This is a genomic window from Sulfurimonas sp. (genome assembly GCF_028694605.1).
Lineage (GTDB): Bacteria > Campylobacterota > Campylobacteria > Campylobacterales > Sulfurimonadaceae > Sulfurimonas.
Genome location: NZ_JAQVKP010000004.1, coordinates 25,109 through 46,209, shown reverse-complemented (window position 1 = coordinate 46,209; position 21,101 = coordinate 25,109). Strand labels below are relative to the sequence as shown.

Here is a 21,101-nt window from a genome sequence, read left to right as displayed (position 1 = left end):
TTTAGTTTTGCAGTGAGTGTAACTGCTCCCTTACTTTTGTCTGCTTATCCTGCGCATCCGCCAATAGCTCACGGTTTTTTGCCAAGACATCCTCTGGCGCATTTGCAACAAAGCGTTCGTTGTTTAGCATGCCGCCGATTTTGTCTATCTCTTTTTGGAGTTTTTCATCCTGTTTTGTAAGACGACTGATGATAGGCGTGAGGTCGATGCTTTGTGTCGGGATAAAAGTTTCGCACTTTTGGGAGATGTCGCTTATGGCATTTTCTATTTTTACATCTGTGAACTCTACAACTTCTACCTTTGCCAGTCTTGAGATAAACGGTATCATCGACTCTTGCTCTTTGCTTGAGATGCCCTCCATCTTGACATAAGCTTTTTCTATCTTTTGGTTTGCCAAATCGACTAAAACTTTTGCACGGCGGATAGAGACGATAGCGTCCATGATAAGCTCAAATTTTGCCTCATCTTTTTCTCGCTTTTTTGTTTTAAATGGATACTTCATAAGCATGATTGATTCGCCGTCTTCCAAGCTCGTGCCTGAGAGTTCATGGTAGAGATACTCGGTGATGAAAGGCATAAACGGATGAAGAAGCTTCATAGCCTCTTTAAAAATTGCTCCAAGCTCTACAATCGCGCCTTTGTCCGCTTTGCTAAGCTCGATTCCCCAGTCACAGAACTCGTTCCATAAAAAGCGATAAAGCACGGTTGCCGCATCGTTAAATCTGTACTCATCCATACATGAACGAACTTCAAGTGTAGCCATGTTGAGGCGAGAGAGCATATAGCGCCCAAGGTCGCTCTCAACACAAAAACCTCTCAAATCAGGAAATGTTGCAACATTCATCTGCAAAAATTTTGCCGCATTGTAGAGCTTGTTTGTAAAGTTGCGGTTTTGCTCCAATTTGTCCGTACTCATACGGATGTCACGCCCCTGTGCCGCGGAGATGGCAAGAGTGAAGCGGAGTATGTCGGCACTGTATTTCTCAACCATATCAAGAGGGTCGATAACATTGCCTCTTGATTTGGACATCTTTTGCCCATGCTCATCACGAACGAGTGCGTGAAGGTAGATGTGGTTAAACGGCAACTCACCTATAAAACTCTCTCCCATCATCATCATTCTGGCAACCCAGAAAAAGAGGATGTCAAAGCCTGTGATAAGAAGCGAATTTGGATAAAAATCTTTCATATCCTGCGAGGTGAAGAGTTTGTCCATGTCAACATCGCCATTTCCCCACCCAAGCGTAGAAAAAGGCCAGAGGGCGGAGCTAAACCAAGTGTCAAGAACATCAGGGTCTTGCGCTATGTTTTTTGAAGCACACTTTGGACACTCATGCTCACTATCTTTTAGACTTGCCCACTCATGGTCACAATCGCCGCAGTAAAATACAGGTATCTGATGTCCCCACCAAAGTTGGCGAGAGATACACCAGTCACGCAAATCGCCCATCCAAGAGTTGTATGAGTTTATCCAGTGAGGAGGGAAAAATTTTGCTTCGCCGTTGTTTGTTTTTTCTATCGATTTTTTAGCCACTTCGCTTCTTACAAACCACTGCTTTGAGATGTAAGGTTCGACTACATTTTTACATCTGTAGCAGTGTCCGACTTGATGTTTATGGTCTTCTACCTTTACGATAAAGCCTTCATCAGATAATTTTTTTACGATTATCTCTCTTGCTTCAAGTCTCTCCAGTCCTTTAAATTCGCCTGCATAGTCGTTTAAAATACCTTTTTCGTCAAATACCGTGATGAACTCCAAATCATGTCTTTTGCCCACTTCGTAGTCGTTTTGGTCGTGTGCGGGAGTGACTTTTACCACACCCGTTCCAAAGGTCATATCAACATGTTCATCGGCGATGATGGCGACTTCTCTGTCTGTTAGCGGAAGTCTTACTTTTTTACCCAAGAGGTGCTTGTAGCGTGCATCTTCTGGATGAACCATAACGGCAGTATCGCCAAAGTATGTCTCAGGTCTTGTCGTTGCAACTTCTACAAAGCCGCTTCCATCTGCAAACGGGTAGCGGATGTGATAAAACTTGCCGTCGTGGTCTTCATGCTCAACTTCTATGTCGCTAAGCGCACCGTCATGCGTACACCAGTTTACCATGTAGTTTCCACGAACGATTAGCCCTTGGTTGTAGAGATGCACAAATGCCTCTTTAACTGACTTTTGAAGTCCGTCGTCCATCGTAAAACGCTCACGCTTCCAAGCAGGACTTACTCCCATTTTGCGAAGCTGTGAAGTCATGATTCCTGCCGACTCCTCTTTCCACGCCCACGCTCTCTTTAAAAACGCCTCTCTGCCGATTGCCTCTTTGGTCGTTCCCTCTGCAAGAAGCTGTTTTTCAACGACATTTTGTGTCGCAATCCCTGCATGGTCAGTCCCGGGCTGCCATAGAGTTTTGTAACCGTCCATTCTTTTGTAGCGGGTAATGATATCTTGAAGCGTAAATGTGAGTGCGTGACCTATGTGAAGACGTCCCGTAACGTTTGGCGGAGGCATCATGATGGAGAAGTTTTTTCCCTCTTCTTGAATAGAACTGTTTGCGTCCACTTCAAAGTAGCCTCGCTCTTCCCAAATTTTATAAAATTTATCTTCCGTAAGTTGCGGTTCGTAGCTGTTTGACATATTTAAGTTACCTTAATTTTCTGGTTTAAAAGTTCGCGATTATAGCGTAAATGTTGTGAGGATGTACTTATACTGCACGCTTGATTTTTTGTCGATTTTTAAAGAATATTTTTATAATTTCTTGATAGAATGAAGTTGTTATATTTCTTAATGGCACCTCTAAAAATTCTAACCACCTTCAGAGGGATTTAAAAAAGATGAGATGATGCAAAATCTTTTTTGAGCCTTAGCCAACGCTAAGGCGATAAAAAGTTTTGCGGCATATCGCTTTTTTAAACCCTCCCGCAGGGCGATAGAGCCAAGCCCACACTCTGCGTTGCCTCTTTTTGCCTTAGCCTTAGCTAGGGCTGCAAAGAGCCGCCTTGATTGTGAACTTGGCTTTATCGCTGAAGGTGGTTAGAATTTTTAGAGGTGCCCTTAAATTCAATGAATAGATTGGAGTTCTCATGTTAAAAAAGCTTATTGTAATTGCTGATTTGCAGCATTTTAAATTGTTTGAAGTAAAAAAAGATTCGCTCGGCAGAGAGTCGTTGGAGCTTCTTGAGGATATAGACAGCCTTGAGACGCATAAAAGATTAAGCGAGAAGGTCTCTGATCAGCAGGGTCACTTTATGAGTGCCGGCGGCAGCGGTGCGGGTGAGGATCATAACCTTGTCCTTGAATGGGAACGCAGAAGAATCAAAGAGATAGGAGAGCAACTTGCCGAGGCTCTGCAAAAAAATAGTTATGACGTATGGTACTTTGCCGCACCAAAGGCTATTAACAATCAAATCGTAGAGTTAATTGCTGAGAATATTAAGAAAGATATGAAGATAAATCTTCATGCCGATTTGACAAAAATTCCAACCAACAAGCTCTTAGAGCATTTTGAAAAATAGTAGGAGTAAGCATGCCAAATACAAAAGAGAACTTAGAGGTAGCATTTAGCGGAGAGAGCGGAGCGTACCAAAAGTATAGTGCGTTTGCAAAGCAGGCGGAAAAAGACGGGTTTGCAAACATCGCAAAGCTTTTCCGCACAACGGCAGAAGCTGAGAAGATTCACGCTGAGGGACATTTAAAAGCAATGGATAAGATAGGCTCAACGCTAGAAAACCTTGAAGCGGCGATTGGCGGAGAGACTTACGAGTATGAAGATATGTACCCGCCGATGTATGAACAAGCTGTTGCCGAGGGACATAAAGCAAAGAAGATGTTTGGATGGGCGATGGAAGCTGAAAAGGTTCACGCCGAGCTTTATAAAAAAGCGCTTGAAGCCGTAAGAGAAGGAAAAGATATAGATGAAGTAGGTATCTATCTCTGTCCTCTGTGCGGTTACATAGAGATAGGAGAACCGACACAAAACTGCCCCGTGTGTGGTGTAAAACCGTCTGGATTTGTTCAAATCTAAAGTTTTAAAGCGGTATAATTGCCCTCTTTTTTTAGAGGAGTTTTTTTGCCGCTTTCCCGCTTAAATCAGGAGCAGTATCTTGCTGCTACATCCAAATCCGCTCAAAATCTCATCATTGCTTCGGCAGGAACAGGCAAAACTTCGACTATTGTAGGGCGCATAGCCTACCTGCTTGGCAGCGGTGTCAAACCTAGTGAGATTTTGCTTCTTACCTTTACCAACAAAGCCGCAGCTGAGATGGTGCAGAGGGTAGCGGAGTACTTTGGAAAAGAGATAGCTTCAAAAATAGATGCGGGAACCTTTCATGCGGTGAGCTACAGATGGCTTAAAAAAGATGATAAAAAAGTTGTCTTAAAGCAGCAAAGAGAGTTGAAAACCCTTTTTAGAAGTGTCTATGAAAAGCGTTCTTTTGGGCATTTGGGAGCGGAGATTTCTCCTTATGGCGGAAACTATCTTTACGATATGTACTCTTTATATCAAAATACGGAGTTAAATGCCTATTTTGAAGAGTGGGTCAAGTCAAAGTTTCCCGAACATGAGCTTTTTGCCATGATTTACGCCGATATCGTAGATGAGTTTGAGGAGCTTAAAAAAGAGTACGGTTTTGTCAATTTCAACGATTTGCTGCTCAACTTTCGCAGACTATGCGCCACAAAAGAGCTTGGATACAAAGAGGTGCTTGTGGATGAGTATCAAGACACCAATGCGCTTCAAGGCACGCTCATAGATGCTATGAACCCTCCATCGCTCTTTTGTGTTGGGGATTATGACCAGAGTATTTACGCATTTAACGGCGCTGATATCTCTATCATCGGCTCCTTTTCAAAAAAATATCCAAATGCCACTGTTCACACCTTGACAAAAAACTACCGCTCCACTGTTCCCATACTCTCACTTGCTTCTAAAGTCATAGAGTACAATGAGAGGATTTACCCTAAAAAACTTGAAGTTACACGAGTGCAGCACGCAGAGCCTCCAAAACTTCTGGCGTATGATGAACTTTTTGACCAGTACCACGACATCGCCCACAAGATAAGTAAAACACTCACCGTGCGTGATGAGATAGCCGTTATCTTTCGTAACAACTCCTCTGCCGATGGTATAGAAGTAGCATTGCGTGAACTTGGCATCAACTGTCGAAGAAAGGGCGGAACAAGTTTTTTTGATGCGCGTGAAGTAAAAGCAGTGCTTGATTTTTACACGCTGCTTGTTAACGAATCGGACATGATGGCGTTTATCCATCTCTTTGAGTTTGCAAAAGGGGTAGGTAGTGCAATGGCAAAAGAGATTTATATCGCACTTAAACGCCTTGGGCATGGAAGTATCTTTTATGGGCTTTACGCTCCGGATGTCTCCATAACCAATCCTTTTGAGAAGAGAAAACTAAACCATCAGCTAGGGCTTTTTGATGATTTTTTGGAGCTTGGAAGTGTGGCAAAGTTTGCAAAATGCAACTTTGAAGAGAAGTTTATGAAAAATCCGATTTTAAAACACCCAAAACTTACCAAAGAGAGTGCGACATTTTTGCACGATTTTTATCTTCTCTTTCGTGACTTAAAAGGCGTAAAACAGCCTCGTACCATCGTCAAAAAAATCGCAGATTCCGCCATCTACACATACATAGCAGAACAGCTCTCAAGCAAAAGAGCGTTGCTTAAAGACGGAACGGTTGACGAGAGGCAAAAAGCCGAGTCGCTGGTGCGGATAAAGCGAAAGATGATTTTGCTCGAAGAACTCTCCGTGCCTTACAATGAGCATGAACGCTTTTTAAACGCTATGATTTTAGGCTCATCAGACTTGACGCAAGGCGAGGGAGTAAACCTGCTAAGTGTCCACGCTTCAAAAGGTTTGGAGTACAAAGAGGTTTACATCGTTGATTTGATGGACGGACGCTTTCCAAACCGAAAACTGATGCAGCGCGGCGGCTCACTGGATGAGGAGAGAAGACTTTTTTATGTAGCCGTTACCCGTGCCAAAGATATACTCTATCTAAGCTATGCCAAATTTGACAAAATCAAAAAGATGAACTTTTTGCCCTCACAGTTTCTCTATGAGGCAGGGCTTGTCCCAAAAGATGAGAGCTACAGAGCGATGGTTTTGAAAGATGGAGCGGATGAGGATGAGTGAGATTTTTATATGAAAAAAGGTTTTTTGCTCGCTTTTGTGCTTTTTTTTATCGGGTGTGATGGTAAAATCTACACAAACATCCATAACAAAAACAAAATCGGCGCAAACTTCTCTTCCATAGAGATTGTTGCCAATGATACATTTTCAAAAGAGAGTGTGCAAACTATCATGCAAAAAATGGGTTTTTTGGTTGCAAAATCTCCTTATCGCCTAAGAGCCGAACACAGAAACTACAAAAAAGCCTGTACAAATCCACTCTCAAAAACATCGTCGGACTACAGTTTTGACGGGCTTGTCTCAATCGAACTTTTTTATGAACAAGAAAAAATCTATACCGCTTACATGGACTACAAAGGAGAGCAAAAAGAGGCACTTTTCGCAAAACTTATCAATGTAATGATGGATGATTTGGAGATATCAAAGCCCTAAAATTCTTATGCCCTTATTTTTTTTACCTCTGAAAAATAGGTATGCCCCAAGTAAATCACAAAAAAGATAGCTGTAAAGAAGATAACAAAAGGAACAAGCGAGAGCAGGTAAAGCGCTGCTGTTTTTACCATTATTTTGTTGCCGCTAAAGTAGCCGATTTGTCTGCTCTCCTCTTTGGTGCAGATGTTTGAGGCGATATCAAAAGTGAGCATTTTATGAAAAAAATAGTAGAGCGGTATGTTGATGGCTACGATGTTAAGAAGCGGGATGAAGTAGAGGGGGATAAAGAGCAAAAAGAGCAAAAGCATCACCGCTATCCATTTAAGTGCTAAAAAAAGAGCCATTATAGGGTTGGAATGTCCTGTCATTGTGACATCTTTATAGTGTCTTGCCTGCAACTCTTTCAAGACAAAAGGGGTTAAAAATCCGATTACGATAACTGCGATAAAAACAGAGAGGTAGATGGTCAAAAACCCACCCACGGTGTAGATAAGAAAGGTTGCCAACCATGAGGTGAGGGTGTAGCTCATAAGAAACTTGATGATGGAAGAATCCTCAAGCTGCGCACTCAGGCTCTCGGTGTGCGGTACACCATTTTGGATGGTTGTCTGCGAACTCTCTATTTGCATAGTTCCCAGCTGCTCCACGCCCATCCCCGCTAAAGTAAAAAATAGTACATACATCACCACAAGCGTGATGAGAAATGGCATGACAGAGAACCTAAGCATTTTGGGAGTGAGAAAATCTTTGATGCTCTGTAAAAACATCTCTTTTTCGTTCATCTTTTGCTCCAAAGTTTTTGGTTTAGTTTGAGTTCTTCAACGACACCTATGGCTAAATGAAGTGTTTTTACATACTCCATCGCCACTTTATACTCTAAGAGTGAGCGAAAAACAGACGGTTCAAAGAGGTCTTTGTCATAGCTAATCGCCATATAGATATGCGTTCCTATAAAAGAGATATATACTGGATGAGCCGATTTGTGCTTAAAATCGAGCAGTTTTTTCATTAGTGCGTGCGAGAGGATGTATCTGGCTTCTATCTGGTTGTCGGAGTAAACGACAAACTCCTTCTCAAACGACGGGTCATCCATCTTGACAAGCTCATCCCTTGCGGCATTGTTTGACTGAAGCCATTGCCCTATAAGCTCTCCAAAAGTGCTTTGTGCGGTGTCGGGCAGAACGATTGTCTCTCCGTTAAAGTGTTTGTTAAAATCCGCAACGATAAAAAGCCCTTGAAAGATGGTAGTCCAGGTATCTTTGCCTTTAGAGTTTTGATGCTTCTTTTGGGCATGAAGGTCTGAAAACTGGATGTTGATACCGTCAATTTGACCTTTGACATAGTCATTTCCGCTTAGTTTGTCCGGTGAGGAAAATAGGTGAGAGTATTCAAAAAGATACTCTGAGACATGCGTTGTGGAAGAGTAGAGCAAACTTGAATCTATAGAGTGAATAAGCGGTTTGATAACGCTCATCTTAAACTCATGAGTATAATCATGCACTAAAAATTTATAAGCTATACCACCCAGCGCAATATAAGCAAAAAGAACAAATTCATAAAAACCTTTGAGTGAGTATGCTGCAACGCCCGCAATAAGCGTGAGAAAAATCCCAACCATAACGATGCGATGGCTGAGGTTTTTTCTGTCTTTTTCCAGTTTTTCAAGTGTGGGATAGAGGTTTTTGTAGTAAAAGTCTGTCAGTTCGCTTACACTTTTCATCGCTATGCCTAGCTAAAAAGCTCTTTTACGTTAACATTTTGTCTCTCGCTCACATCAATTTCAAACACCTGCTTTCTTCCATAGCGCATAAGTGACGCCATAAAACTTGTCGGTATCATCTCAATAGCGTTGTTGTAGTCTGTAACCGATTGGTTGTAAGCACGTCGAGCCGCCGATATCTGCTCTTCTACCTCATGCAGCGTGTGTTGCAGGTGCATCACATTTTCATTTGCTTTAAGTTCAGGGTAGGCTTCAACCGCCACCATGATGGAGCCAAGGGCAGAACTGATTTTTGCATCGAGAGCTATTTTCTCTCCATCGCTGATATTTGGCTTTGTAGCTTCAGAGCGAAGTTTTGTAACCTCTTGCAAAAGCGACTTCTCATGCTCCATATATTTGCTTACACTCGCAACAAGATTTGGGATGAGGTCGTAGCGTTTTTTAAGAACCGTATCAACACTTGCAAAGATATTTTCAACCTGATTTTTCTTTGAAACAAGCGAGTTGTACATCAAGACGAGTATAAGAGCCAAAACGACTAAGATAATGAGCGAAGTTGACATAAAAATCTCCTTTTTGCGGGTCAATGTAGTAGTTTATCCAAAAAGTGTTGAGATTTTTATTTTTGAAGTTTTGTTTCTGTATGATAACAGCATGGAATCCCTATAAATGGAGATAAAATGTGGCAAATGTTACTTTCAAAAAAAAGATACTACTCCGATAATGAGATAAAAGAGGATGAGAATCAACAATATTACAGAAGCAGTTTTCATAAAGATTATGACAGGATAATTTTCTCCAACTCATTTAGAAGGCTCTCAAAAAAGACACAGGTACATCCGCTCTCAAAAAACGACCATGTTCACAACAGACTCACGCATAGCCTTGAAGTTGCGAGTGTGGGCAGAAGTCTGGGGCTTAGAGTCGGGGAGTTTTTGAGTAAAAAATACCCGTATTTAGAGATAAATCCTTACGATGTCGCATACATCATCCAGACCGCTTGTTTGGCACATGATATCGGAAATCCGCCTTTTGGACATGCAGGAGAAGAGGTTATAAAAGAGTGGTTTGAGACAAATAGAAATGAAGATTTTTTAAAAGAGTTGTCGCAAGACGAGATAGAGGATTTTATCCATCTTGACGGAAATGCACAAAGTTTTAGAGTCGTCACTCAAATAGAAAACAACCTCTTTGGCGGCGGAATGAATCTTACTTTTGCAACACTTGGTGCTTTGGTAAAGTATCCGCACTCATCAAGCAACTGCAAAAATATCGGCAAATCAAAATTTAACTATTTTCAGAGTGAGGCGGATTTTTTTAAACTTTTGTTTGATGAGCTTGGGTTGTTAAAAACGGATGGTACTTTTAAAAGACATCCTCTCTCATACCTTATGGAAGCCTCAGACGACATCTGCTACGGACTGTTGGATTTGCAAGATGCACTAGAGCTAAAAATCATAACTTTAGAGGATGTAAAAAATATCTTTACCCTTATCTGCGGCAAAGAGGAAGTTGCAAAAATATACGATAACGAGTGCATCGAGGATACGAAAAAAGTCTCAAAACTAGTCGCCATCTCTATACATCTCTTAGCCGTTCATACGATGGAAGTTTTTGAAGAAAATTTTGATGCCGTAGTAAGCGATGAACAGCCAAAAGATTTGATTGAACTTTTTACAAAAAGGGAGTTTCAAACCGCCATCAAAGAAGCAAAAAAGCTTGGAAGCGCAAAAATATTTAACGAAAAAAGAAAGATAGAGCTAGAACTCGGTGCTTACAACATCATAGAAACTCTGCTAGAAAACCTAATGCACGCCACCTACGAGCTATATAAAAAAGGCGATGAGACAAAACTCTCTTTTAGAAACAAAAGAGCACTAGAGCTGATGGGCGAGAACAGACCTCAAAAAACGCAAAGCTTATACAATATGTACCAAAGAGTGGTTGACTACATAGTCGGCATGACGGACAATCATGCGAAGTATGTTGCCAATCAGCTAAACGGGATGGGGATTTGAGGGTTTGGTGTTTTTGTAAAAGTGTTTTTAGCTAGTTAAAATTTGGTTTGAAAGGAAAAAGAGATGAACTTTAAAGAATTAGACGCTTATCTGCTCTCAAAAAAAGGTGCGACTTTTGATTATCCGTTTGATAAAACTGTGCGGGTTTATCGCATAGCTGAGAAAATGTTTGCCCTTACGGCAGACGAAAAACCGCTATCCATCAACCTAAAATGTGACCCCGTTTACGCCATAGAACTTCGCTCTTTGTATGAGTCGGTAAAAGGTGGATACCACATGAACAAGAAACACTGGAACACCGTAACACTCGGCGGCGATGCGGATGATGCACTTTTAAAAGAACTTATAGACCACTCTTATGAGCTCATTTACAATAAACTTACCAAAAAACAAAAAGAGTTGCTCAGATAATGAAAGGATTTTCTATGGATAAAATCAAAAAATCAATAAAAGGAGTAAACTAAACCCTAGTTGCTTAAGGCTACTTTTCGTAATTGTTTACGAAAAAACTCCCTATTTTAACTCCGTTGTTGACAACTCTTTAGTCTCCATCTAAAAAGTGTCATATGTTTCTGAGTTTATGAAGATTTTGCTATATCCCTAGCCGCCAAATATCCGCTTGCCCAAGCAAAAGCAAAGTTGTAGCCGCCGCGGCGACCTACGACATCTAAAACTTCACCGCAAAAATAGAGGTTTTTTTGCTTTAAAGATTCCATTGTTTTTGGGTTTATCTCAGTTGTATCTACTCCGCCGCCTGCAACTTCTGCGTGACGAAAACCGTGCGTGTCGTTTACTTCAAAACGCCAGTTTAAAAGAGTATTTGCTATATTTTTGGCTATTTTTACGGTTATCTCGTCTGATGTTATGCTTAATGGTATTTTTAATTCATCCAAAAGAGTCTGTGCTACTTTTGAGGGTACAATGGAGTTTAAAATATCAAGAATTGTAAAATTTTTTATGTTTGAAGCTATCTTTTGTATATGTGATGAGAGCTTTTGCATATCAAAACCGCTAAGTAAATTTAGGGATATTTCCACTTTTCTTTTCTCTAAAAGAGCCAAACTTGCACTTTGAGAAATATCCAGTACTGCAAAGCCCGATACTCCATAGTCGCTAAACAAAACATCTCCGCTTATGCTTTGCTCTTTTTTGCCGTCTATGTAGAGTGTTACTACGGCATCTACTCTTACACCGCTCATTTTCTTTGGTGCTAGAGAAGCGAGATGAAGTTGTACTAACGATGGGTATATAGGTATGATGTTATGCCCAAACTCTTTTGCAAATCTAAGCCCATCATCACTGCCGCCTAAATGAGAAGCGGCACAAGAACCTGTTGCTACGACTACACTGTCATATTTTTTAAAAAGAGCTTTTATATCTGTTATTTTTGTATCCGTGTAAAAATTTACCCCAAGGCTCTTTGCATAATTTATAAGAGTAGATGCAACACTTTTTGCCTCATTGCTAAGCGGATATACTCGTCCATCCTCTTTTTCATCAAGCAAAAGCCCTATACTTTGAGAAAACTTTTTAAACTCTTCATACCCAAACTCTCTGAGTGCAAACTCCACAAAAGAGGGATTTTGCGAGAAGTAGTCGCTTGAAGATACATTTTTGTTTGTGATGTTGCAACGCCCGTTTCCTGATGCTAGTATCTTTTTTGCGCATTTTGAGTTTTGCTCAAAAACATCTACCTCTACACCGCCTTTAGCGCAAAAGATAGCACATAAAAGCCCTGACGCACCACCGCCGATAATTGCTACTGTTTTTGTTTTATTCATCAAGGGATTTTAACATAATGAAGTAGTTATTTTGTATGAATCTCTTTAAAAAACTCAACTATTTCAACATCCAGTACACAAGCGATTTTATAAAGATGTTCGATATTGAAGTGTTTTTTGTTGTGGTAAATTTCTGCTACAGATATAAGTCCGACCGATTTTAAACCTATAGAAAGCGCAAGTTCAAGCTGTGTGATGCCTTTTTCTTTTCTGATACGCATAACATTTGCACCGATTTTACGATGTAGTGTGTCAATATCACTTTCTGTTATGTCTTGCAAAAAAACTACCTATAGTTAATATTGATGTAAGTTTATTAATAATAAAATTTCTTATCAACTAACCATAGTTAGTTTGAAAATTAAAAAAAGAGGTTAAAATGAAAAAAATTGCTTTAGCTGCATTGTTGGCTAGCGGATTGATGGCGGCGGATAGCGGTATTTATGTTGGAGTAGATGTCGGAAATACGAAATTCGATATGAAAGCTTCAGCTAGCGGTGTTAGCGCAGAAGAGAGTGATGATGGCGGTTCTCAAACTTTGAAAGTCGGATATTATTTTGATAAAAACAACCGTGCGTCAATATGCTATCAAAATGTAAATGTTGATGGAGGAGATTCTTACCATATTGGAATCGGGTATGATTATCTAATCGGAAATGATGATTTTAAGCCATTTGTCGGCGCTTTTGTCGGATACGGCTCAGCAGATGATGATGAGTTGCCGGAATTAGATATCTCAGGAGCTGTTTTTGGTGTGCAGCGCAATCAATGACAATTTTTCAGTTGAAGCAGGATATCGCTATATGAAGTCAAACATGCAAGATACGATAACAGTGAGCGGTGTTGATGTGAAGCTGGAAATTGACCCGATTTCTAACTGGTTTGTCGGCGTAAACTACAAATTTTAATTTCTCTTTCTCTCCTGTAACTCCCCATTGCGGGAGTTTTTACAATGACACTATTTTTGCGCCAAATCCGCCCATATTTATAGGTGCATCGCTAAAGCTTTTTACTTTTGGATGAGCTTTTAGAAACTCTTTAACGGCGTAAGAGAGTTTTCCTGTTCCTATGCCGTGATAGACTATGACTTCATCCCAGCCGTTGATGAGTGCGTCTGAGATAAATTTATCCAAAACCTCTGTTGCCTCTTCGGCTCTCATGCCGTGTAGGTCGCATTTGAGTCCCGCTCTTTTTTGGACATTGAGATTTACATCGGTTTTTGGTTTTTGATGTGGTATGTGTGTGTGTTTGAGTTGTGAAGTTTTTACTCTAACGCGCATACCGTCAACTTCGACAATTGCCTCTTTTTTATCTTTCATGGCGACAATTACGCCTTTTTTGCTGTGGTACTTCACGCTATCGCCTACGTTAAACTCGGTGATTTGTGCGATTTGCGGTTCTTTTTTGGCTTGCGGTAGTTTTTTGTTTGCTTCATTCATTGCTCTATGGATAGCTTGCATATCGCCTGCACGAGCGGCCTGTTTTGCCTCGTTGATGGCGCTTTCATAGCTCTGCTTAAGAGCTTTCTTCTCACGCTCCAGCTCTTCGTAAACCATCTGTTTTTGCTCTTTTAACTCTAACTCTTTGGCTTTTATGCTCTCAAGTTTTTCATCGACAAGTTTGTGTTTTTGCTTCAACTCTCTCTCTAGCTGTGAGCCTCTCTCAATGAGAATATTTAACTTTTCGCTGTTATCACCGTAAAGTTTTTTTGCTTCATTTACGATGTTGTTTGCGATGCCGTACCTGCTTGCAGTCTCAAAAGCATAGCTTTTCCCGATGATGCCGTGCATAAATTCATAAGTCGGAACTCTGTTTTGCTCGTCGTAAATCGCCGCCATAAGTTCGACATCATCACGGTCTGCCATAAGTGCGGCAAGTCGTTTGTGGTGCGTTGTGACGACTATCTTTTGTCCACGCACGATAAGCGCATCAAGCATCACTTTAAAAAGTGCGGCAGCTTCGTCGCTGTCTGTTCCAAGCTCTATCTCATCAACTCCGACAAGCGCATCTCTATACTCAAAAATCCTTGAAAACTCTTGCATACGCCCTGCAAAAGTAGAGATATCATTTTTAACATTTTGGGGGTCGTCGATGATGGCTAGTATGTTTTTAAAACTCCCTATATGAGATTTGTGTTCGTTTAGCTTCATGGGGATGATGTATTTTGCCATAAAAGCCGCACTTAAAATCGACTTTAAAAGCATAGTTTTTCCGCCGGCATTTACACCTGTTATCATCAAAATATTTTTGGAAAAATCGACATTGATAGGCTTTGCGTGATGAAGAGCAGGGTGGATAAAGCCCTCTAGAATGATTTTTGAGTCTTTTTTTGATTTGATGAGTTGCAGATTTTTACTTTTAGCAAACAGAACTCTTGCTTGATAGTTGTCAAATTTAGTAAACTCTTTGTCTATAAAGTTAAGAAATGGCAAAAGGGCAGCAAGCTTGGAGGAAAACTCTTTTGCATAAGTATAAAAAATCGCTTCACGTTCTTGAGTTATGTAGCGAATCTGCTCTTTTGTTTTGAGGATAACATCCGGTGAGACATAAAATCCGCCGCTGCTGCTTCTGCCCACAATAGCACCTTTTAGGACATGGTTAAACCCGCCACGCACCAAAAGAGACTCTTCATCGTTTATGAGATGGACTTGCGTGTCGATGAGATATGGTGAGATTTTTGGACTTGAAGTAAGTCTTTTGAGCGAACTGCTGATGTTAGCTTTATGCTCTTTTATCCTCTCGCCCAAACCAAACAGCATCTCATCAAGATTCTCTTCAAATTTGCCGTCATGTGTAAAATACTTCTCAACTTCAAAAAACTTTGGTTCAATGATGAACTTTTCCATCCACTCGCCGATAATGCCGCTAAGGTTTTTGTTCTTAAAATAACGAAAATAGCGCACAACTTTGATAAACTCAAAAATCTGCTCAAACTGTAGTACGCCTTGTTTTTGGAGATGAAGCTTTGCGTTTGTAAAGTCTGCTACTTTTGGAGGAGCGTTAAACTCTATGGCATCAAGTGCTTGAATGTAGCGAAAATGAAGCTCTTGGTCACCCTCAATGTAAAGGGAGTGTTCACGGGAGAAAAATTGCTTAAATGCGTTTATATGCTCGTTTAAATCGAGTTGATTGATAAGCGTATCAATCTTGGAAGTTGCCTCTACTCGCATTTGGAGACACTAATCATTTGACCGTAAAACGGTGTTTTTTCTTTACCTATAAAGGTATATGTACCGATACTAAGTGTGAAATTTGTGTTGTTTACATCAAGTGCACCACATTTTACCGTGCTGTTTTGGTTAAATCTTGCAACAACCTCTAGCATCTTGTCTCTTTGTGTATCAGCATAGGTGTTAAACGCTAAAGCAAAAAGCACAAAAAAGAGTGCTACGCCGGTCACAACGGCTTTTTGTTTGCGAGTAAGTTCCGTAAAGTAGTGCAAAACTAGGAAAAAAAGTCCGACGATAACAATTCCGGCGAGGTATGCCACTACGCTATCCCTCTGATTTGGTAAGTTAAATCCCCCGCACCAAAACCGATGATAAGCCCTTTATCAAGCGTTTTTAGCTCCTCTTTGTCTTTTATGACGCTAATGGTGTTGTCTGCTCTTTTGATGTTGTCTGCCATAGTGAGGTTATAGCGTTTAAATTTTTGGGCAAAGTCAATTTCTCTCTTTGCTTCACCTGCCGACCAAACAGGAAGGATAATAAGCTCCTGCGCACCCTCAAAGCAGTTGATAAACTCCTCAAGATTGTCTATGGTGCGAGAGTATTTGTGTGGTTGCCAGATAGCTGTAATTTTGTCAAAACCTTTAAGCTGTGCATACTCTTTGACTGATTCAAAGGTTGCTTTTATTTCTGTTGGATGATGACCGTAATCATCAATGATAACGCTGTCATCTTCAACTCCGACGATATCAAATCGTTTTTTGATACCTTTAAATGTAAGTATCTTTTCTCTGATAGTCTCTATATCCATAGACTCTCTTGCCGCTAAAATAGCAAGTGAAGCATCAAGTGCGATATGCTTGCCAAAGCCCCAAACATCAAAACTCCCAAAATCTTTGAGCGTAAAACGTGTATGCGGCTCATCGTTGATAAGAATATACTCTATATTTGCAATGTCACGGCTTGGGTAGAGCCAATGGGCTTCTATCTCGTTTACAAGTTTGCTCAAAAATGGGTCTTCGGCATTTAAGACACGGCATGGAGCAGATTTTATAAAAGTTTTGTAAGATTCGTAAAAGAGTTCAAAGTTGTAATCATAGTACTCCATATGCTCCGGCTCTGCATTGACCACGATAGCGCAGTGCGGGTTGGAGTTGAGAAAACTTCCGTCACTCTCATCTGCTTCAAATATCATCACATCGTTTGTATCGTCATAGCGTACATTGGAACCAAACGCTTTTGATTCTGCACCGATGATGGCAGAGCCATCCATTATGGCTGTAAGTATCGCAGTTGTCGTGCTTTTTCCATGCGCTCCGGCAACGGCGTAAACTTTCAAATCGCCGAGTATTTGAGGCAGTGCTTCACGGCGTGCAAGAACTTCAATGCCCTTTGCTTTTGCTGCCATAACTTCGGGATTGTCAGGACGGATGATGGCGGAGTGTACTACCAAATCTTGCTCGTTTATGGCGGAAGCATCATGAGGGATGGTAATGGAGATGCCAAGCTTACGTAATTTTTGCGTGATAAGTGTATCGGCGATATCTGAACCGCTGATTTCATGTCCTTTGTAACGCATGTACTGTGCCAAACCTGAAATGCCGATGCCGCCAATCCCGATAAAATGAATTTTCATACGCTTACTCTCCACTGCTTTGGGCATTTTCAAGCAATTTTCGTGCCTCTTTTTCATTAAAAGAACTTATATAAAAAGTTCCTGCTTCTTGTGTTGCCTCAACATCGGCGATGTTGTCTAAAAAGTCATCAAGTGAAATCTTTTTTGCAGCGGCAAGCCAGTGAATTTTAAGTGCTTTTGAGAATTCTTTGTCGTTGCTAAGACCGCCAAGAACCTCAAAAAGTGCGCTGGCATCCTCTACTTTTGCGGCGCTGTAGTTTTCCATGGCATACTCATACAAGGCTCTTAGTGTTGCAAAATCCTGTACCTCGTTTATGTCCATAACTCTATGTGCCTCAAGCGTATCGGTAAGTCTCTCCAGTGCCATGTCGAGTATATTTGCGTAAAAATCTTGAAGCATATCTTCTTCAAATGTGCTGTATGCCCGCTCCTCAAGCATATAAAGCGATGCCAAATCGCCCTCTTGCACAGCCTTAAAAACATCCTCTTTAAGTTTTTCTACATTAGACATATAAACACTCCTTGATTCTTTTCAATGCACTCTCTACTTTTTGCGTATCTTCTACAAGGGCGATACGAACGTACTCTTCTCCCGGATTGGTGCCATTTGCATCCTCTCTTGCCAAAAACTCGCCCGGTAAAACTTTGACATTGTACTCACGGTAGAGTTTCTTTGTAAACTCCAGAGCCGATGGGACTTTTAGCCAGATGTAAAATGTGGCTTCAGGGATTTCTATACCTAAAATCTCACGTGCTATCTCAAAGTTTTTCACATAAATCTCACGTGCCGTTTCTACATGCTCTTCATCACGCCAAGCCACAGCCGCCGCACTTTGCAGAGGTAGCGGAGAAGCACATCCGACATAAGTTCTGTAGTTCATGTACCCTTCTAAAATCTCCGCATCTCCTGCGATAAAGCCGGAACGAAGCCCCGGAGCCGATGAACGTTTTGAGATGGAGTTGATAACAAGTACATTTTTAAATGAAGCGTTGCCGACATGTACCGAGGCTTCAAGAAGTGAGGGGATAGGTTTGTCGGTATAAATTTCGCTGTAGCACTCGTCATTTAAGAGAAGAAAGTCATGTTTGAGAGCTAGTTTTACCCACTCTCCAAGCTCCTCAAGTGTTAGCGTTGATGCAGTAGGATTGTTTGGAAAGTTTAAAATTACAAGATGGCATTTTGATAGCATGGCTTCATCTATCTCTGGTTTAAAACCGTTTTGCGGCGTAAGGTTGAGATAGTGAGTTTTTGCTCTTGAGGCGATGGCTGCACCTTCATAAATCTGGTAAAAAGGATTTGTAAAAGCTATGGTCGGCTCTTTTTTGTTAAAAAGAAAATATTGCGGAAAGTTAAAAAGAACCTCTCTTGTTCCAAAAGTAGGAATGATTTGGTTTTCATGCAGCGATACGCCAAATCTTTTTGCGACAAACTCTCTTTGTGCAGTTCTTAGCTCATCTTCACCAACTGTTTTAGGGTAGCGTCTGAGTTGCGAAGCGCTGTTGCAAAGAGCTTTTTGTATAAAGTGAGGTGTCTCAAACTGCGGCTCGCCGATAGTCAAAGCAGACGGCTCATACGCGCTATTTGGAGTAATATCTTGAAGTAAAGCAGTAAGTTTTTCAAATGGATATGGTTCAAAATTCATAGTGTTCGTGCCTTTTAAAATAGGCGAAATTATATCTAAAATCTAATTTATTTCCCGCAAAACAGCAATAGACTTCTTTGCAAAACTAGACCCTGAATCAAGTTCAGGGTGACGAAAACTCACAATTCTCGTCATTCAAACTTGATTTGGAATCTAATTTTTAGGTTATGAAGTCTAATTAGTAAACAAATCCAAAAAGCCAGAGTGGTATTTTGTTTCCAAATCCTATCTCAATATCATCTGCAACGACAAAAGAGTCCGATACATCTTTGATTTGTTTAAAATCTTTATTTTTTCCGCCTACTTCAAAAATATATCTGTTATCTACCTTGAAATCTCCAAGATGAGCACATTTGACACTGTACTTTTGTTTAAGTTGAGATACAAAAAAACTCTCTCTTAGGCTTCCTGAATTTTGGTTATCGCATAAAATATTGTAAAGATTAATGTTTTCAAGATAGATTTTATCCGGTTTGTTGAGTAGCTTTTTGTTTTTAAAATCTCCACCGATAATCTCTATGAGATTCGCTTTTTGAAGGTAGTAGAGATATGAATAGAGTGTGTTTCTGCTGATACCGCTCTCTTTTGCAAGATTTTGTATGTTTAATTCCATTGGGACGCAAGCACAAAGCAGATGTAGAAGTTTTCGTATGGTATTTATTTTGTCGCTATCGACATTGTAAATAGTTGCAACCTCGCTATCTAGGATGATATTTATAATCTCATTGAGTCTGAGGTTGTAACTCTTTTCTCCCTCTGTAAAAAAAGGATACGCCCCAAAGAGTTTATAGTTGTTAAAATATTCGAGTGGTTTGAACTCTTTTTTTATCATTTGAGCTATCTCTTGATGATTGTTCAAGATGTTTTCTAAAGAGATGGCTTCTAATTCCAGCTCATATTTTATGGCTATAAACTCGCGAAAAGATAGACTTCCAAGCTCATAAAAAAGTGCTCTTCTGCTTAAATCAACTTTGGAATTTTCTATCTCAAGAGCCGAAGAGCCTGAAAAAATCACTTTGATATTTACAAAATCATAGATAGTTTTAAGTTCAAGTGCAAAATTTTCTGCCTTGTGGATTTCATCTATGATAAGCAACTCGCCGCCAAAAGAGCTAAATTTGATGGCTATCTCACTTAGAGTATTTACGATGTTATCGGCGCTGATATAGAGCATTTTTGAGATAGGTAAATCATAACTATCGGCTAGTTGTTTGATAAGCGTAGTTTTACCGACACCCCTCTGACCGAGAATGCCAATGAGTTTTGATTGAAAATCAATCTCCTTAAATAAATATCTTTTAAACTTAGGAGTCGGCAGAGAGAAGTAGAGATTTGATAATTCAAGAAGTTTTTGCATGATTACTCTTTTCAATTAATTGAAAAAAGTATAGCATAATTTTTATAATTGTTTGAAAAGATAAAAGTTGTGTTTGACATCTTTATGACCTAGTACTTCTCTCTTCTTGTAACATTTTGTTAAGGGTATCTACTACTTTGTGGCTGGCATTTTGTGCATTGATAAAATAGTTTATAATATCTTGGGCATTAGCTACACAAGTTTGGTTCGTAACACACTCTACGGCTTTTTTGATATTATCATGCACTTCTTTATGAGGAGACTCTAAGCGGGAGTAGCTTTGCGTTTTACTAAATTTCTCCTTGCCGATGCCGCTTTCATACCATTTTCCTAAACGACATTCAGAATGAGAAGCAAAGCTTCCTGAAACTTCTTGCATTATAACGCTTTTATAGCCGTTTGATTTAAATAGCAGATGATCTAATTTTACGAGAATCATAAAGATGGCATTTGTTACATTTTGGTTCTCAAATGCAATGATATTTGTAGAATTGAGCAAGTTGTTCATTTTGTTTTGTAATTCGTCAATCTGTTCATTTGAGTTTGAGGATAAATCTTCCATAGATCTTGAATGTTCATGTATCTCTTGTGTATTTTGCTTGAGGCTCTGAACGGTAATTTCTACTTCGCTTGTAGCTCTTTGGGTTCTTTCTGCAAGTTTTCTGACTTCATCCGCAACAACTGCAAATCCTCTTCCATGTTCGCCTGCACGGGCAGCTTCTATGGCAGCATTTAGAGCTAAAAGATTTGTTTGATCCGAAATATCTTTTATAAGATTTATAACCTGTGAAATATTTTCGACATTGGTGTTTAGCGTACTTACCTGTTCGTAAGTATTGTTGATATGTTCTAAAAGCGAACCCATCGTCCCCATAAGATACTGCATGCCGCCAAGAGCCTTATGTACATCGGAACTGTTTACTTCGCTCTTTTGGCTTACATCGTCAAGTGATGATAAATTGGCATTTAGTTCATTTTGCAAATTTACTAAATCTACATAACAAGTATCTGTTAGGTGTGAGGCAAGGTTGACAATAAGTTCATTTAGCTTTTTCTCTTTTTTTAAGCTTGATAATTCGCTCTCAAGTGAAGTAATTCTTTTTTTTGCCTCATCCAAATAACAGTTTACCTCCCTAATCTCGCTCTCTTTTTTTTCTATAATCTCTAACGATTTATTATCTTTACCAAAGAACATTGCTTCCCCTTA

Annotated in this window: 21 protein-coding genes; 8 read left to right on the top strand and 13 right to left on the bottom strand. The window is 40.1% G+C overall.

The window, feature by feature from the left end:
- Position 1 precedes the first annotated feature (1 nt).
- Positions 2-2,629 carry a valine--tRNA ligase gene (locus tag PHY84_RS03455; protein WP_299857772.1) on the bottom strand — a complete coding sequence of 876 codons (2,628 nt, stop codon included), beginning with the start codon at positions 2,627-2,629 and terminating at the stop codon, positions 2-4.
- A 446-nt stretch (positions 2,630-3,075) separates the two neighbouring features.
- Between PHY84_RS03455 and PHY84_RS03450 the strand changes: the two genes are divergently transcribed.
- The 4 genes from PHY84_RS03450 to PHY84_RS03435 are packed head-to-tail and all read left to right on the top strand — an operon-like array spanning position 3,076 to position 6,572.
- Positions 3,076-3,507 (top strand): host attachment protein, encoded by a 432-nt coding sequence (locus PHY84_RS03450; RefSeq protein WP_299857770.1) that lies wholly within the window; start codon positions 3,076-3,078, stop codon positions 3,505-3,507.
- 11 nt (positions 3,508-3,518) lie between these two features.
- Entirely contained in the window at positions 3,519-4,016 is a 498-nt protein-coding gene (locus PHY84_RS03445) for a ferritin family protein (RefSeq protein ID WP_299857768.1), read from the top strand.
- A gap of 45 nt (positions 4,017-4,061) precedes the next feature.
- A complete protein-coding gene (locus PHY84_RS03440; RefSeq protein WP_299857766.1) occupies positions 4,062-6,143 on the top strand; it encodes an ATP-dependent helicase in 2,082 nt (693 codons plus the stop codon).
- A gap of 9 nt (positions 6,144-6,152) precedes the next feature.
- Positions 6,153-6,572, top strand: a complete 420-nt coding sequence (locus PHY84_RS03435) for a hypothetical protein (protein WP_299857764.1) — start codon at positions 6,153-6,155, stop codon at positions 6,570-6,572.
- 5 nt (positions 6,573-6,577) lie between these two features.
- On the opposite strand, the gene PHY84_RS03430 is transcribed toward PHY84_RS03435, so the two are convergent.
- Genes PHY84_RS03430 through PHY84_RS03420 form a run of 3 tightly spaced genes read right to left on the bottom strand, consistent with a single transcriptional unit; the run spans position 6,578 to position 8,855 of the window.
- Positions 6,578-7,354 (bottom strand): EI24 domain-containing protein, encoded by a 777-nt coding sequence (locus PHY84_RS03430; RefSeq protein ID WP_299857762.1) that lies wholly within the window; start codon positions 7,352-7,354, stop codon positions 6,578-6,580.
- Positions 7,351-8,292, bottom strand: coding sequence for a DUF3137 domain-containing protein (locus PHY84_RS03425; RefSeq protein ID WP_299857760.1), 942 nt, complete (start codon positions 8,290-8,292; stop codon positions 7,351-7,353). The genes PHY84_RS03430 and PHY84_RS03425 overlap by 4 nt, the downstream gene beginning before the upstream one ends.
- 8 nt (positions 8,293-8,300) lie before the next feature.
- On the bottom strand, positions 8,301-8,855 hold the full coding sequence (locus PHY84_RS03420; protein WP_299857758.1) for a LemA family protein: 555 nt from the start codon (positions 8,853-8,855) through the stop codon (positions 8,301-8,303).
- Positions 8,856-8,972: 117 nt separating this feature from the next.
- On the opposite strand from PHY84_RS03420, the gene PHY84_RS03415 reads away from it, so the two are divergent.
- Entirely contained in the window at positions 8,973-10,310 is a 1,338-nt protein-coding gene (locus tag PHY84_RS03415) for a deoxyguanosinetriphosphate triphosphohydrolase (protein WP_299857756.1), read from the top strand.
- 63 nt (positions 10,311-10,373) lie between these two features.
- The gene (locus PHY84_RS03410) at positions 10,374-10,721 is read left to right on the top strand and encodes an MmcQ/YjbR family DNA-binding protein (protein ID WP_299857753.1); all 348 of its coding nucleotides are present in this window, start codon (positions 10,374-10,376) and stop codon (positions 10,719-10,721) included.
- Between the two features lie 167 nt (positions 10,722-10,888).
- Here PHY84_RS03410 and PHY84_RS03405 read toward each other — a convergent pair whose 3' ends face one another.
- The gene (locus PHY84_RS03405) at positions 10,889-12,091 is read right to left on the bottom strand and encodes an NAD(P)/FAD-dependent oxidoreductase (RefSeq protein WP_299857751.1); all 1,203 of its coding nucleotides are present in this window, start codon (positions 12,089-12,091) and stop codon (positions 10,889-10,891) included.
- A 26-nt stretch (positions 12,092-12,117) separates the two neighbouring features.
- Entirely contained in the window at positions 12,118-12,372 is a 255-nt protein-coding gene (locus PHY84_RS03400) for a helix-turn-helix transcriptional regulator (protein WP_299857749.1), read from the bottom strand.
- Between the two features lie 98 nt (positions 12,373-12,470).
- Here PHY84_RS03400 and PHY84_RS03395 point away from each other — a divergent pair, with 98 nt between their 5' ends.
- Both PHY84_RS03395 and PHY84_RS03390 read left to right on the top strand, forming a co-directional pair.
- Entirely contained in the window at positions 12,471-12,863 is a 393-nt protein-coding gene (locus PHY84_RS03395) for a hypothetical protein (protein WP_299857747.1), read from the top strand.
- Positions 12,844-12,999 carry a hypothetical protein gene (locus PHY84_RS03390; RefSeq protein ID WP_299857745.1) on the top strand — a complete coding sequence of 52 codons (156 nt, stop codon included), beginning with the start codon at positions 12,844-12,846 and terminating at the stop codon, positions 12,997-12,999. The genes PHY84_RS03395 and PHY84_RS03390 overlap by 20 nt, the downstream gene beginning before the upstream one ends.
- A gap of 39 nt (positions 13,000-13,038) precedes the next feature.
- On the opposite strand, the gene PHY84_RS03385 is transcribed toward PHY84_RS03390, so the two are convergent.
- The 7 genes from PHY84_RS03385 to PHY84_RS03355 all read right to left on the bottom strand — a co-directional run bounded on the left by PHY84_RS03385 (position 13,039) and on the right by PHY84_RS03355 (position 21,089).
- Positions 13,039-15,261, bottom strand: coding sequence for an endonuclease MutS2 (locus tag PHY84_RS03385; RefSeq protein ID WP_299857743.1), 2,223 nt, complete (start codon positions 15,259-15,261; stop codon positions 13,039-13,041).
- Positions 15,252-15,581 (bottom strand): hypothetical protein, encoded by a 330-nt coding sequence (locus PHY84_RS03380; protein ID WP_299857740.1) that lies wholly within the window; start codon positions 15,579-15,581, stop codon positions 15,252-15,254. The genes PHY84_RS03385 and PHY84_RS03380 overlap by 10 nt, the downstream gene beginning before the upstream one ends.
- A complete protein-coding gene (murC, locus tag PHY84_RS03375; protein WP_299857738.1) occupies positions 15,581-16,894 on the bottom strand; it encodes a UDP-N-acetylmuramate--L-alanine ligase in 1,314 nt (437 codons plus the stop codon). The genes PHY84_RS03380 and murC overlap by 1 nt, the downstream gene beginning before the upstream one ends.
- A gap of 4 nt (positions 16,895-16,898) precedes the next feature.
- Positions 16,899-17,405, bottom strand: a complete 507-nt coding sequence (locus PHY84_RS03370; protein WP_299857736.1) for a hypothetical protein — start codon at positions 17,403-17,405, stop codon at positions 16,899-16,901.
- Positions 17,398-18,537, bottom strand: coding sequence for a succinyldiaminopimelate transaminase (locus PHY84_RS03365; RefSeq protein ID WP_299857734.1), 1,140 nt, complete (start codon positions 18,535-18,537; stop codon positions 17,398-17,400). The genes PHY84_RS03370 and PHY84_RS03365 overlap by 8 nt, the downstream gene beginning before the upstream one ends.
- A gap of 178 nt (positions 18,538-18,715) precedes the next feature.
- Positions 18,716-19,894 (bottom strand): AAA family ATPase, encoded by a 1,179-nt coding sequence (locus PHY84_RS03360; RefSeq protein ID WP_299857732.1) that lies wholly within the window; start codon positions 19,892-19,894, stop codon positions 18,716-18,718.
- Positions 19,895-19,976: 82 nt separating this feature from the next.
- Positions 19,977-21,089, bottom strand: a complete 1,113-nt coding sequence (locus tag PHY84_RS03355) for a methyl-accepting chemotaxis protein (protein WP_299857730.1) — start codon at positions 21,087-21,089, stop codon at positions 19,977-19,979.
- Between the last annotated feature and the right edge of the window lie 12 nt (positions 21,090-21,101).